The organism is Flavobacterium sp., from assembly GCF_046296355.1.
Lineage (GTDB): Bacteria > Bacteroidota > Bacteroidia > Flavobacteriales > Flavobacteriaceae > Flavobacterium.
In genome coordinates, this window is the sequence record NZ_JBKBLM010000034.1 from 17941 (window position 1) to 31698 (window position 13758).

13 protein-coding genes are annotated in these 13758 nt (G+C 38.3%); 1 reads left to right on the forward strand and 12 read right to left on the reverse strand.

Annotation, left to right across the window (positions count from 1 at the left end):
- Positions 1-97: 97 nt before the first annotated feature.
- Genes ACK4HO_RS11545 through ACK4HO_RS11555 form a run of 3 tightly spaced genes read right to left on the reverse strand, consistent with a single transcriptional unit; the run spans position 98 to position 3221 of the window.
- Positions 98-1291: an aspartate aminotransferase family protein gene (locus ACK4HO_RS11545; RefSeq protein ID WP_409665964.1), complete on the reverse strand. Its 1194-nt coding sequence runs from the start codon at positions 1289-1291 to the stop codon at positions 98-100.
- An 11-nt stretch (positions 1292-1302) separates the two neighbouring features.
- Complete coding sequence (locus ACK4HO_RS11550) at positions 1303-1548, reverse strand: hypothetical protein (protein WP_409665966.1); 246 nt, start codon at positions 1546-1548, stop codon at positions 1303-1305.
- Positions 1548-3221 carry an OstA-like protein gene (locus ACK4HO_RS11555; RefSeq protein WP_409665968.1) on the reverse strand — a complete coding sequence of 558 codons (1674 nt, stop codon included), beginning with the start codon at positions 3219-3221 and terminating at the stop codon, positions 1548-1550. Before ACK4HO_RS11555 ends, ACK4HO_RS11550 begins: the two co-directional genes overlap by 1 nt.
- Positions 3222-3360: 139 nt before the next feature.
- On the opposite strand from ACK4HO_RS11555, the gene ACK4HO_RS11560 reads away from it, so the two are divergent.
- Positions 3361-5241 carry an alpha-amylase family protein gene (locus ACK4HO_RS11560; protein ID WP_409665970.1) on the forward strand — a complete coding sequence of 627 codons (1881 nt, stop codon included), beginning with the start codon at positions 3361-3363 and terminating at the stop codon, positions 5239-5241.
- A 68-nt stretch (positions 5242-5309) separates the two neighbouring features.
- Here the strand turns inward: ACK4HO_RS11560 and ACK4HO_RS11565 are convergent, their stop codons facing one another.
- The 9 genes from ACK4HO_RS11565 to ACK4HO_RS11605 all read right to left on the reverse strand — a co-directional run bounded on the left by ACK4HO_RS11565 (position 5310) and on the right by ACK4HO_RS11605 (position 13723).
- Complete coding sequence (locus tag ACK4HO_RS11565) at positions 5310-5501, reverse strand: RNA-binding protein (protein ID WP_409665971.1); 192 nt, start codon at positions 5499-5501, stop codon at positions 5310-5312.
- 12 nt (positions 5502-5513) lie between these two features.
- On the reverse strand, positions 5514-6128 hold the full coding sequence (locus ACK4HO_RS11570) for a VOC family protein (RefSeq protein ID WP_409665973.1): 615 nt from the start codon (positions 6126-6128) through the stop codon (positions 5514-5516).
- 79 nt (positions 6129-6207) lie between these two features.
- Complete coding sequence (locus tag ACK4HO_RS11575; protein ID WP_409665974.1) at positions 6208-6735, reverse strand: hypothetical protein; 528 nt, start codon at positions 6733-6735, stop codon at positions 6208-6210.
- Positions 6736-6962: 227 nt separating this feature from the next.
- Entirely contained in the window at positions 6963-8234 is a 1272-nt protein-coding gene (locus tag ACK4HO_RS11580) for an adenylosuccinate synthase (RefSeq protein WP_187660985.1), read from the reverse strand.
- 33 nt (positions 8235-8267) lie between these two features.
- The gene (locus ACK4HO_RS11585) at positions 8268-8477 is read right to left on the reverse strand and encodes a hypothetical protein (RefSeq protein ID WP_409665976.1); all 210 of its coding nucleotides are present in this window, start codon (positions 8475-8477) and stop codon (positions 8268-8270) included.
- A 3-nt stretch (positions 8478-8480) separates the two neighbouring features.
- Positions 8481-8936, reverse strand: a complete 456-nt coding sequence (locus ACK4HO_RS11590) for a Fur family transcriptional regulator (RefSeq protein WP_409665978.1) — start codon at positions 8934-8936, stop codon at positions 8481-8483.
- A gap of 108 nt (positions 8937-9044) precedes the next feature.
- The gene (locus ACK4HO_RS11595; RefSeq protein ID WP_409665980.1) at positions 9045-11264 is read right to left on the reverse strand and encodes a RelA/SpoT family protein; all 2220 of its coding nucleotides are present in this window, start codon (positions 11262-11264) and stop codon (positions 9045-9047) included.
- An 89-nt stretch (positions 11265-11353) separates the two neighbouring features.
- Complete coding sequence (locus ACK4HO_RS11600; RefSeq protein WP_409665982.1) at positions 11354-12922, reverse strand: serine hydrolase; 1569 nt, start codon at positions 12920-12922, stop codon at positions 11354-11356.
- A gap of 12 nt (positions 12923-12934) precedes the next feature.
- Entirely contained in the window at positions 12935-13723 is a 789-nt protein-coding gene (locus ACK4HO_RS11605) for a TrmH family RNA methyltransferase (protein ID WP_409665984.1), read from the reverse strand.
- Positions 13724-13758: the final 35 nt, after the last annotated feature.

The following is a 13758-nucleotide window of genomic DNA, read 5'->3' on the forward strand; positions in this document are numbered from 1 at the left end:
CGCTGTTCTTTTTTTAGTGAAAGCGACTTTTTGTTGTAAACAATTTAATTAACAATTTTTTGATTTGAAATTTCTTATCAAATTGAAAATGAAATCTTTAGTTTTTCATTTCTGCTGCCACTTCATTCATAGCTTCTATGATGATGGCGCAACCTTCTCTTATTTCTTCTTCAGAGATAGTTAACGGAGGAGTAATTCGGATAGCGCAACCTTCAAACAAAAGCCAGAATAAAATCAGTCCTTTATCTTGGCATTTAAAAATCACTTTATTGGTAATTTCGGGGTCTTTGGTCATCGCCGCCAGCATTAAGCCTCGGCCTCGAATTTCTTCTATCAAAGGATGTACCAAAAGTTCCCTGAAAAGTTTTTCTTTTACTAATGACTGCGAAGCGTAATCTTTTTCCAGGACTTCTTCCAAAGTTGCCAAACAGGCTGCCGCTATGACAGGATGTCCGCCAAAAGTGGTGATATGTCCTAATTTCGGATCGTGACTCAACAAATCCATGTGTTTTTCATTGGCTATAAATCCGCCAACAGGCATACCGCCGGCCATTCCTTTCCCTATAATAACTACGTCGGGAACGAAATTATAGTTTTCAAAACCGAATAATTTTCCGGTACGGCCAAAACCCGGTTGGATTTCGTCTACAATCATTAAAGCACCAACTTCTTCACAACGTTTTTTGACTTTGGCCAAGAAATCATTTTGAGGTTCGATAAAACCCGCGCCACCTTGAATACTTTCGAGAATGATTCCGGCAGTTTTTGTGGTTATTTTTTCTAAATCGTCTTCGTTATTAAAAGTAATGAAATCTACGTCGGGAATCAGTGGTCGGAAGATTTGTTTTCTTTCTTCAAATCCCATAACGCTCATGGAACCCATCGTATTGCCGTGATACGCATTGTGACAAGAAATCAATTGGCTTCTGCCGGTTACTCGGCGAACTAATTTCAAAGCACCTTCACAAGCTTCGGTTCCTGAGTTGACTAAATAGATTTTATCTAAACTTGGCGGTAAATTTTCGACCAACAATTTGCAATAAGCTACCGCCGGATGTTGGGCATATTCTCCGTAAACCATGACATGCGAATATTTATTCAATTGGTCAATAATCGCTTGGTTAACGCGTGGATGTTGGTGACCCAAACTACAAGCCGAAACGCCGGCTACAAAGTCTAGGTATTTTTTATTATTGGTATCGTATATGTAAGAACCAACCGCATGTGAGACTTCCATACCCAAAGGATACGGAGAAGTTTGCGCTTGGTATTTTAGAAAATCTTCTTTCAACTTGTGTTGATTTATTCGTTTAGTTGGTAATTGGTTACCGAATTGCAGTTGGAACACCAATTAAATTGTTCTTCTTGGCTTCTTAAAAGCGTTTTGGTTTTTTCATTACAGTTTTCGCAAATTTCTTCATCATGGTCTTCTTCAAATATTTGCAGCGGACAATTGTTACAACTCCAAACCGTTATGTTGGGCAATACTTCGCTTACATACCAAGTGAAAGCATCTTGTTTACACTTTGGACAAATTTGCGTTATCATTATTTCACCGTTGGTTTTGCTTCGGCAGTCGACTTTGGCTTGGGGTTATTTTTGTCATAATCCAAAGTTTCTTTGCTGGGTACTAATGGTTTATCTTCTTTACCTTTTTCAACTTTGGTTTCCGCATGTATCTTGGCATCCAAATCGATTTCTTCTTGAGGGAAAATGTCGTCTTTGGATTTTATTCGTTCATCGCCACGCCAAATGAATCCCCGCAACTTCCTCGCATTTTCGGGCAATTCCGCTTCGGGATAAATATCACCGTCTATTTGGTTGAAATTGGTTATCGTTTCAATGGTGTTTTTATCCAAAATCATATTGATTTTACTGCTCACGCTTTTGTTAATGCCAATCAATTCTTGTTGGTCATTGCGCATATAATAAATGACTTCGGTGTTTTTGATGATGTCAACTTCCCGAAGTTTATTGTCTACAAATTTTCCGTAGAGATTTTGTCCTTTGACCTGATTGTAACCCGTACTGAGCGTGTCTTTTGAGATGATAAAAGCATTGTTGAGCACTTTGAGCGAGTCCAATTTTTCGGTTTGGTTGTTACCAATGAGATGCATGATATCGCCGGTCATTTGGTTTTCATAGTTCCAAAGAATTGGGTTTTTAATCAATTTGGTTAAGCCTGTTTTTTGGTCGGAATGGATAGAATCACACTTCCCACTCATATCAGTTTTGTAAAAACGCACATTGTTGAAAGCCCTAACAATTCTTTCGCCCGGTTTTCCGGTGATGATCATTTTTTTGCCGTGCACATACATCGAATCTTTTTCTACCAAAGTAATCGCGACTGCTTTTTTGGTAATCATCATCGAATCTTTTTGCGTTTTTAAATCGCGATAGATTTCGGCATAATGCCCTTTGATTAAACCTTTATTGATGGAATCGGTGATTTTTACATTGTTCGTGGCCGAAGCGTATTCTCTATTTCGGTCATAATACAAACTGTCACCTTCGATGCGTCGGTCTTTGTATTTGATATAGGATTTTCGTTTGAAGTAGGCCAAATTCTTTTTGGTATCATAAAACCCTTTTTCGGTATAAATATAATTCTCCTTACTGGTAATCGTTGACGGACCAAACAAATACGAGTGACCCGAATTGGTATAATAATCCAAATGATTCGACTTGATGGTGTATTTCGGATTGGTAATCGTAACCGCGGTTAAGAATTTGAACTTCTTTTCATTGGCATAATAACGACCCGATTTGCTTTTAAGGGTATTTTCACGGTTGGTTATCTTTCCGTATGAATTGTAAAAAGCTTCTTGTGTATTTCGGTCAAAGTTGATAGTGTCTGTAACCAAAGTCGATTCGGGCGAACGCATCACTACATTTCCTGTAGCATATGCTTGTTTGATTTCACCATTGTATTCGGCATATTTGCTGTTGAGGAAAAGCGTGTCACCTTGCACCATTTGTACATCGCCAAAAGCCTTTAGGTAATTTTCTTTTTGGAAGAAATAAGCTTTGTTGCAAGTAAAAATAACGCCGTCATGGCTCACTCTTACATTGCCTCTAAGCAAAGCCGCGTCCGGAATTTCGGTTTGATTGATGTCAAAATGATCGGCATGCTCGATATTTATTGGAGTTGTTTTTTTTTGTGCTATGGCAACATTGACAACACTAAGCAGTAAACCGATAAAAAAAAGTACCTTTTTCAAGTGATTGAATTTTGAGCAAATTTATGAAATTAGACACAATGAAAATGTTTATTAAGAATTATTTATGGTGTCAATATTTCAATCATTTCTTTATATTTGTCACTACGACTTGTGGTGTTAAAAAACAAGTGAAAAAGATATGAAAAGAACACTATTGATAGTACTGGCTTTGAGTTGTACCGGAAGTATAACTTTTGCCCAAAAATCCCCGAATATCCTTATGAATAAAAGCGCTGAAGTTGTTGCCCAACCCAAAAAGGCTGTTGTTTACCAAGTTTTTACCCGATTGTTTGGCAATAAAAATACTACCAATAAACCTTGGGGAACCATTGAAGAAAACGGAGTAGGGAAGTTCAATGATTTTACCGATAAAGCATTGCAGGAAATCAAAAAGTTGGGCGTAACCCACATTTGGTATACCGGAGTGCCGCACCACGATGTGATTAGAGATTACACCAAATACGGTATTTCCAATGATGACCCAGATGTAGTTAAAGGCCGTGCCGGTTCGCCTTATGCGGTGAAAGATTATTACAATGTGAACCCTGATTTAGCCGTTGACCCGGCCAAGCGTTTGCAGGAATTTGAAGCGTTGATTAAGCGTTCTCATGCCAATGGTTTGAAAGTAATTATAGATATCGTTCCCAATCACATTGCACGCAATTACAAAGGATTAACCAATCCGAAAGGCGTTAAAGATTTTGGTGCAGATGATAATACTTCAGTAGAATATGCTCGCGATAACAACTTTTACTATATCCCGGGGAAAGCTTTTGAAGTACCTACTTCGCCCGATTACAAACCTTTGAACGGTGAGCCTAATCCTTTAAATGACGGAAAGTTCAGCGAGTTTCCTGCGAAATGGACCGGTAATGGTTCCCGCGAAGCCAAACCCGATATCAATGATTGGTACGAAACCATCAAAGTAAATTATGGTATCAAACCTGATGGTTCTAAAGATTTCCCTGAATTGCCTTCAGGATATGAAAATAAAGGTTACCAAGACCATTTTATGTATTGGAAAGACAAAGACGTACCAAGTTCTTGGAGAAAATTCCGTGACATCGCTTTGTATTGGTTGAATAAAGGCGTTGACGGTTTTCGATATGACATGGCCGAAATGGTACCGGTGGAATTTTGGAGTTATATGAATTCAAGCATCAAGGTGAAAAACCCTAATGCTCTTTTGTTAGCAGAAGTTTACAATCCGAAGGAGTACCGCAATTATATCAAATTGGGTAAAATGGATTATTTGTATGACAAAGTAGAAACTTACGACCATTTAAAAGCCGTGATTCAAGGCAATGCTATGCCCGATCCTTTGTCGGAAATTCAAGAAGGTATGACCGATATTGAGCACCACATGTTACATTTCTTAGACAATCACGATGAACAACGTTTGGCAAGCTCTGAATTTGCAGGAACGCCTGAAAAAGGAAAACCGCTAATGGTGGTTTCGGCTACGATTAGTTCTTCGCCAACGATGATTTATTTTGGTCAGGAAGTAGGCGAGGCAGGCAATGAAGATGCCGGTTTTGGGAAACGATCCCGTACTAGTATTTTTGATTATGTGGGTGTTCCCAATCACCAACGTTGGATGAATGGTGGTTTGTTTGACGGTGGCCAGTTGACACCAAAAGAAAAAGAACTCCGCGATTTTTATTCGCGCTTATTGAACTTTACCTTGAAAAGTGATGCCATGACGGGTAAGTTCCAAGAGATACAAACCGTAAACCGAAACGAAACCGCCAATTATGATCCGGGATTGTATTCGTATGTGCGTTATACTGATGCAGAGAAGGTGATTGTTATAGCCAATTTTTCTTGGGTAACCTCAAGTACTATTTTGCTTAAAGTTCCGGCTGATGTGATCACCAAATGGCAACTAAAAAGCGGTGACTTCAGATTAAAAGACCAACTCTACGGCAGTTCTTACCTTATGCGAATTGAGAACGGTGTAGGTTTAATCAAACTAACCGTCAAACCGAGTGAATCGCTGATTCTTAAGTTAGACTATTAATAACAAAACCCCTTTCATTGAAAGGGGTTTTTGTTTTAAAGCTGACACGTTTTAAAAACCCGTCAAGTCTAAATTATTTTTACTACCACCACATTTTTGGCGAGGGTTTTGAACCGAACACCATCTTTTTGAACAACGGTAATGGTCAAATGTCCGGTTTTGCTAAGGTTTAAATCGGTTGCGGTACCCGACTTTCCTTTGTGCGTTCCGCCAATCACTTTACATTGGTCGCCGTCTTTTATTTCGGGTGTGTTGTTCATTGGGTTTTCAGCTTATTTAAGTTCAGAAAGTATTAATTTTTTCTGTTTAAAGGTATTCTTCATGGCCTTTTCTCTAACTTTAGGGTCTTCGCTATTAATAAGGTCAAAATATTCTACCGGAACTACTTGCCACGATAAACCATATTTGTCTTTACACCATCCGCACGAACCTTCTTCTCCGCCGTTTTTGGTCAAAGCATTCCAATAATAATCTACTTCTGCTTGGTCTTTGCAATTAATCACAAACGAAACAGATTCGTTAAACTTGAAGTACGGACCGGCAGCTAAAATACTAAATTCGATATCCCCAATTTCCATAACCGCCGTTTCAAAGCTATCTTGACCTTCTTGTCCTTTTTCTTGTGGTGGGTTTTTATATTGGTGGTATTCCTTTAGTTTACCCTCTTTGAAAATAGAAAGGTAATAATTGACTACTGCTTTGGCATCTTTGTCAACCCAAAGACAAGGTGTTATTTTTTGCTTAATCAAACCCGACTTTTTTGAGGAAGCCTGATTGGAAGTTGAATCAATCTTACTGTTGTTATCAGAATTCTGTTGAGAATTTCCACAACCCATTTGAATTGCTATTATCAGTATTGTCAAAAATTTAAGTTGGTACTTTTTCATGGTGTTGTTTTATTAAAATTGCCTATAACGTTTGTGGCTTGTAATCTAGTTGTTTTGCAACAAGACGACTATTTTTCTATTAATTCCAAAAATTAAATAAAGCATTAAATTGATCTTCGTTAGTCTCATTCCCTTCATATTTGTATAAATTGTCCCAATAAATTTGGCCTCCAATTTTCACAAACACTTTATAGTAACCTTTTTCAAGTGTGCTAATATTCAAACCTATAACGTCTGAAGCTTGTCCGTTAAGTGAAAAATCAGCATTGATGATGATTGACGCTTCGGGGTACAAAGTGTTGTTTAATATACTGCTGAAGTCTGTATTTTGATATATTTTTTTCGGAGTTCCAGGCACCAGCCAAATGTCTGTTATGTTTTCTTGGGCTGCAATGTAAACCACATTATTGGCGGGATTGGGATAAGCAACAAACTTGTTATTGACCAATATATTCGGATTGCCAAATTCTAACCCAATATCATCAGACGTTTGTCTTAGGTTAATTCCGGTAACTAAATTCATGTCGGTATTACTCGGAGTACTGTTGTCATCGCTGCTACAGCTTAATGACAAAACAGATATAAGAATTAATAGGCTTTTTTTCATTTCAATTTTGAGTTTAATGCGGTTTTAAAATGGATGGGTTGTTGATGCAACCGATATTTGATTTCAGCGAATTTACAAAAAAGTGGTACAAAAAGAAAAACCCTCTCATCACTGAAAGGGTTTCTAAATTAGCATTGTCATTTTGAACGCAGTGAAAAATCACATAACACCAAGTTAATGAGATTTCTCTCCCGAAGTGTCGGGATCGAAATGACAAAGAGAAGGTTTTATCTCGTAATCGTCTGTTTCCTATCCGGTCCAACCGAAACAATCTTGATTGGTACTTCGACTTCCTTTTCTATAAACTCTATGTATTCTTTTAGTTCTTTTGGTAAGGCGTCGTAAGTCGTCATTCCGGTTAAATCGGCTTGCCAACCTTTGAATTCGGTATAAATTGGCGTTACGTTTTCTTCTTCAATGTTGTATGGCAAATGGTGAATTACTTCGCCTTTGTAGTTGTAAGCCGTAGCCACTTTCAAAGTATCAAAGCCCGAAAGGACATCGCCTTTCATCATCATCAATTGGGTTACGCCGTTAATTTGGATAGCGTATTTTAACGCTACTAAATCCAACCAGCCGCAACGTCTTTTTCTTCCGGTTACGGAGCCAAATTCGTTACCCACTTTCGCCATCACATCTCCAGCTTCTTCAAAATCCTCAGTAGGAAATGGTCCGGAACCTACACGTGTTGTGTAAGCTTTGAATATTCCGTACACTTCTTTGATTTTGTTAGGCGCAATTCCCAATCCGGTACAAGCTCCTGCAGCAGTTGTATTAGAAGAAGTTACAAAAGGATAAGTCCCGAAATCAACATCGAGTAACGACCCTTGAGCACCTTCACAAAGAATAGATTTACCTGCTTTTTGGGCTTGTGCCAAATATTCTTCGCTGTCAATAAAGTTTAGTTTTTGTAAATCGGCAATCGCTTCAAAGAATTCTTTCTCCAACTCCGGCAAATTGTATTGAATGGCTACGTCGTAGAACGCAATCATCGCTTCGTGTTTGTCTGCCAAAGCGCGGTATCTTTCTTTGAAATCAGCCAATTCGATATCGCCAACACGCAATCCGTTACGACCGGTTTTGTCCATATACGTTGGACCAATGCCTTTTAAAGTCGAGCCAATTTTCGCTTTGCCTTTAGCGGCTTCAGAAGCGGCATCGAGCAAACGGTGTGTCGGTAAGATTAAATGCGCTTTGCGCGAAATGATTAGTTTTGATTTTAAATCGAGGTTGAACTTTGCCAAGCCATCGATTTCACTTTTAAAAACCACCGGGTCAATTACGACACCGTTTCCGATGATGTTGATGTTGTTGCTGTGAAAAATTCCTGATGGAATGGTTCTCAAAACGTGCTTGATGCCGTCAAATTCTAAAGTGTGTCCGGCGTTGGGTCCGCCTTGAAATCTTGCGATGATGTCATATTTTGAAGTAAGGACGTCAACTATTTTCCCTTTTCCTTCGTCTCCCCATTGTAATCCGAGTAGTAAATCTACGGTCATTGTGTGTTGTGTTATATGGTGTTGTTGTGTTTTTTATTTCTTCTTTTTGGGTAAGTCTATTTTGAAAAAGTAATTTAAAATACCCAAAACCAAAGAGGTTACTAATGCTACAACCAGTGTTTTTAGCATAAATTCGGTAGTAATGGTATCTATTCCTTCCAAAATCTGATAAGTGAATTTATAAACTAAAATAAATACAAATGCGAACAGAAATGTTTTTTTGAAATAGTCTAATGGCTGCATATTTTATTGTTCTTTTTTATTGGCGTAGAAGTATAAAGAATGGTTGTGAATTTCAATTCCGAATATATCTTCGATAGTTTGTTTGATGGTTTGTATTCTCGGGTCGCAAAACTCAATCACTTCTCCGGTATCGGTCATGATGATGTGGTCGTGTTGCTTGTCGAAATACGATTTTTCATAATGCGCTTGGTTTTGCCCGAATTGGTGTTTGCGAACCAAACCGCAATCCAATAAAAGTTCAATGGTATTGTATAAAGTAGCGCGCGACACACGATAGTTTTTGTTTTTCATTTTGATGTACAAATTCTCAATGTCAAAATGTTCTTCGCTATCGTAAATTTCCTGAAGAATAGCGTAACGCTCAGGGGTTTTGCGGTGTCCTTTGTTCTCCAAATAAGCCGTAAATACATTTTTTACGACTTCTTGATTTTTAATGTTATCGGATGCAATTAGTGTCATGGGACAAAGGTAATTTTTTTGTTTAAGGTATCAAAGTTTAAGGTTCAAAGTTTAAGGTTCAAAGTTCAAAGTTTAAAAACTTCCAACACCCAGCATCTAGCATCCAACTTAATTCGTGTAAACTCTCGTCACTTTATCTACACCATCTATCTTCTTAATATTGTCAATGAGTTTCTTCAAAATATTATTGTTCTGCACAATTACCGCGACTTGTCCGTTAAAAATGCCGGCCTCACCACTTAGGGAAATGCTTTGGATGTTTACGTGCATGTTGTTCGAAATTACTTTGGTCAATTCATTGGTTAAACCTAAACTGTCCATTCCCGTAATTTTCAAAATGGCTTTGAATTCCTGTTGCGAAGAGTCAATCCATTTGGCTTGCATGATACGGTAAGCGTAGTTGGATTGTAGCGTGATGGCATTCGGACAATCTTTTTTGTGCACTTTGATTCCTTCATTAATGGTAATAAAACCAAATACTTCGTCACCCGGAATTGGGTTGCAACAAGAAGACAATTTATAATCCAACTTGTCTTGCTCCGAACCAAAAACCAGCATATCAAAATTTTTGCTAAGCTCTTGCTTATTGATTTCATCCGGTCTTGAGCTTGGTGAACGCTTCATTTTGCTTTTGAAGAAATTCATCAAAGTATTGCTTTTTTGCGCCGCGAAATCTTTAAGTTGTTGGTTTTCTATGGAACCAATTCCAACGCGGTAAAACAAGTCTAAACTGGTTTTAAGATTGAAGAAGTTGACCAATTCATTGACAACCGTTTCACTCAAAGTAATCTTCAAATGCTTCATTTTTCGCGTTAGCAATTCTTTTCCGTCTTCGGCAATTTTCTTGGTGTTCTCGTTGAGTACGTTTCTGATTTTATTTTTGGCTCGCGAAGTCGTAACATAATCCAACCAGTTAATCGTTGGTTTTTGGTGGACAGAAGTAATGACTTCAATTTGGTCACCACTTTTTAATTCGGAATTCAAGGGAACTAATTTACCGTTGACACGTGTGCCTCGGGTTTTGATTCCGATTTCGGAGTGAATGCTAAAGGCAAAATCGAGTGAAGTGGCGCCTTTGGGTAACGATTTGATTTCTCCTTTGGGTGTAAAGACAAAGATTTCTTTGGCATACAAATTCATTTTGAAATCTTCCACAAAATCGACCGCATTGGTTTCCGAACTTTCCAAAGCTTCTTTCAAAAGATTAAGCCAAGTGTCTAAACCGCTTTCTTCGGTTGCACCTTGTTTGTATTTGTAATGCGCTGCATATCCTTTTTCGGCAATTTCATCCATGCGTTCGCTTCGCACCTGAATTTCTACCCAACGCCCTTTTGGTCCCATAACCGTGATGTGCAAGGCTTCGTACCCGGTTGATTTGGGTGACGAAATCCAATCGCGCAAACGACTCGGACTCGGACGATAATGGTCTGTTACGATGGAATAGATTTTCCAGGCAAGGAATTTCTCGTCGTGTAAATTGGATTTGTATATAATTCGGAGGGCAAACTTGTCGTAAACTTCGTCGAAAGTCACATTTTGCGCCGCCATTTTTCTACGAATAGAGTAGATAGATTTCGGTCGGCCTTTGAGCACATAATCAACGCCTTCTTCGTCTAATGATTTCTTTAACACATCGGAAATTGTTGCGATATAAGCGTCTTGTTCTTCTTTGGTTTCCTTTATTTTACTGACAATATCAGTGTAAATTTCCGGTTCAGTATATTTTAAACCTAAGTCTTCTAACTTGGTTTTAATGTTGTATAATCCCAAACGATGGGCGAGTGGCGCATAAATGTATAACGTTTCGGAAGCAATTTTCACCTGTTTGTAATCAGGCATTGAATCCATGGTTTGCATGTTGTGCAAACGGTCGGCAATTTTGATTAAGATTACGCGAACATCATCATTCAAAGTCAATAGCATTTTACGGAAATTTTCCGCCTGCATGGAGATGTTCATGTCTTTTTTGACTTGGGAAATCTTGGTCAAACCTTCCACCAAATGCGCAATCTTCGGATTGAACATTTTTTCGATGTCTTCTATGGTTACATCGGTATCTTCTACCACGTCATGCATTAAAGCAGCGGCGATACTGGTGGCACCCAAACCAATTTCGGAAGCGACAATTTTGGCCACGCCAATAGGATGGAAAATATAAGCTTCTCCGGATTTTCGGCGTTGGTCTTTGTGAGCGTCAACAGCTACATCAAAGGCTTTTCGGATTAATTTTTTATCTGAATCGGTAAGCGTTTGGTAACTTATGCGAAGTAATTCTTTGTATTCTCGGGCAATAGCTTTTTTTTCTTCTTCTAAATCAATTTCAATCATAGCATGTTCATTCAATTCCTAAAAATAAGCATTATTGAATTAAATTCCAAAATTAATTTGTTTTGAGAATTAGCGGTTAGCCTCGAGAATTATTTGGTCCTATTAAAATCCAAATCATGGAAGTCATAACTGAAATCGGTCATCGGAGAAATAGCGTTCATCGTAAAGTGATTAACCTTGCCTTCAGCATCAAAGTCAAAGAAAATATGCGAATCGGCATTGAAACTTCGGACATCCCATTTCACTACAAAATTTTGGTCTTTGTAAAAGAAAATTTCACCAACTAATCTTTTGGATCGAGTTGAAGCAAAGTATAATTTGCTTTTCTTTTCAAAAATAGTCACTTCGCCAAACCATTTGTCTTGGTAAGTGCCAATGTATTTTTTGAAATCGATTTTGATTTTATCTTTTAGATTCTGATCTACTTTTGCCCAAACTTCCTCGGTGATTTTATCGGCATTGCCTTCTTTTGCTTTTCTTTCTTTGCCAAAATAAGACAAATGGTCAAACTTAGGTAAGCCCAAATAACTGTCTTTGATTGTGTTAGAGATTACCGTGAAAGCGGTACCGTTTTGCTGATTGGTCAAAACAATAATGCCTAAATTAATATCCGGAATCATTATGGTTTGCGTTACTATTCCGTCTAAACCACCAGTGTGTGAGACTTGCAAATGACCATTGATGTCTTCCAATCGCCATCCTAATCCGTAGTTTCTGAAATTAGAGGTGTAAGGATGAGCATTTCCCATCGGTAATATGGTTTGCGATGTCCACATTTCTTTCCATTGTTTCTCACTGAAAAGTTGTTGGTTCTCGCCATATTTTCCTTTGTTCATTTGCACAATTAACCAGTTGCTTAAGTCATTTACAGAAGCATACAATCCGGCAGCGGCGTCAAAAATAGCGTTGGTGTATCTGGGTACAATTTCCAGTTTGCCATTGGTGGGCACATGCGGAACAATCACATTGGTAGTGTCTTTTAATCTGTACCAAGAAGCCGCACTTTTGTTCATGCCGATAGGTTTCATCAAACGCTCTTCGACAAAGTCACACCATGATTTTCCAGAAACCTTTTCAATGACTTCACCGGCAATTACATAAAGCAAGTTGTCATAATCATATTTGGTTCTGAAACCGGAAATAGGCTTTAAATATTGGATGTTTTTAACAATATCTTTGGGCGTAAAGTCATGTCCGTCGGGCCAAATCATTAAATCTCCGGCGCCTAATCCGAGTCCGCTTCTGTGGGTCAATAAGTCGCGAATAGTGAATTCATTGGTCACATAGTCATCGTACATTTTGAATTCAGGCAAGTATTTTTTCACCTTGTCATCCCATTTAATTTTGCCTTCGTCTACTAAAATAGCTAAGGCCGAAGCGGTAAAAGCTTTGCTGTTCGAAGCAATTCCGAATAAGGTATTGGCGTCTACTTTTTGTTGGGTTTTGATATTGGACACACCATAACCTTTAGCAAAAACCAATTTTCCATCTTTGACAATTCCAACAGCAATTCCCGGAACATTGAAGGTTTTTAAAGAGTTTTCAACTAAAACATCAACCTCATTTTCAGAAATTTGTGCATTCAATGAGAAACTAGCCAATAGGACCAGCAACGATAATTTAAAATTGCTTCGCCAGTTCACTTTCGTTCGAGTCATAATTTAAAATTTTTAAAATCCTCTTTGTCTTTTCGCTTCAAAAATCAAAATCGCAGCGGCAACCGAAACGTTCATGCTGTCGATTTCTCCTTGCATAGGGATAATGATATTTTGAGTGGCTTTTTCGCGCCAAAGTTGGGATAGTCCTGTGGCTTCCGTGCCAACGACCAATGCAGTAGGTAGGTTGTAGTTTTGGGTATGGTAGGAGGTCGAGTTTTGCAACGTTGCGCTGTAAAAATTAATATTGTTTTTAATTAAATACGCAATTACGTCTTCGGTGGATGCTGTCGCTATTTGATTAGTGAATAAGCAACCAACGCTTGAGCGAACAATATTGGGGTTGTATAAATCGGTTTTGGGATTGGCGATAATTACGGCATCAACTTTGGCGGCATCACAAGTTCGCAACATAGCGCCAATATTCCCCGGTTTTTCTATGGCTTCCATCACCACAATCAATGGGTTTTCAGGAAGTTTTAAATCGGTTAGTTGTAAATTTTTGACTTTGGCTACCGCCAAAATGCCTTCGGTTGTATCTCGATAAGCTAATTTTTGATAGACTTCTTTGGAGATTTCTATTAATGGAATTTGTTTCTGCGTTAATTTGGTTATTTGTTGCTCGGTAATTAGTTCCGGAAGAAAAAGAACGGTTTCCAATTCGTAATTGCCTTTGAGAGCCAATTCGATTTCGCGTTGTCCTTCAATCAAAAAAGTGCCCGATTGTTTTCTGGCTTTGGCCTTTTCTTGTAATAAAACCAAAGATTTGATAAAAGGGTTTTGTGCGCTGGTGATTTGTTTCATTATAGAGTTGTAATCCCGAAGTTACAGGACAAAAT

Bases quoted from the DNA above. Each gene is read 5' to 3' on its own strand.
- ACK4HO_RS11575 (WP_409665974.1), bottom strand. From the start codon at position 6,735: ATGAAAAAAAGCCTATTAATTCTTATATCTGTTTTGTCATTAAGCTGT.
- ACK4HO_RS11595 (WP_409665980.1), bottom strand. From the start codon at position 11,264: ATGATTGAAATTGATTTAGAAGAAGAAAAAAAAGCTATTGCCCGAGAA.
- ACK4HO_RS11585 (WP_409665976.1), bottom strand. From the start codon at position 8,477: ATGCAGCCATTAGACTATTTCAAAAAAACATTTCTGTTCGCATTTGTA.
- ACK4HO_RS11590 (WP_409665978.1), bottom strand. From the start codon at position 8,936: ATGACACTAATTGCATCCGATAACATTAAAAATCAAGAAGTCGTAAAA.
- ACK4HO_RS11570 (WP_409665973.1), bottom strand. From the start codon at position 6,128: ATGAAAAAGTACCAACTTAAATTTTTGACAATACTGATAATAGCAATT.
- ACK4HO_RS11600 (WP_409665982.1), bottom strand. From the start codon at position 12,922: ATGACTCGAACGAAAGTGAACTGGCGAAGCAATTTTAAATTATCGTTG.
- ACK4HO_RS11580 (WP_187660985.1), bottom strand. From the start codon at position 8,234: ATGACCGTAGATTTACTACTCGGATTACAATGGGGAGACGAAGGAAAA.
- ACK4HO_RS11560 (WP_409665970.1), top strand. From the start codon at position 3,361: ATGAAAAGAACACTATTGATAGTACTGGCTTTGAGTTGTACCGGAAGT.
- ACK4HO_RS11565 (WP_409665971.1), bottom strand. From the start codon at position 5,501: ATGAACAACACACCCGAAATAAAAGACGGCGACCAATGTAAAGTGATT.
- ACK4HO_RS11605 (WP_409665984.1), bottom strand. From the start codon at position 13,723: ATGAAACAAATCACCAGCGCACAAAACCCTTTTATCAAATCTTTGGTT.
- ACK4HO_RS11550 (WP_409665966.1), bottom strand. From the start codon at position 1,548: ATGATAACGCAAATTTGTCCAAAGTGTAAACAAGATGCTTTCACTTGG.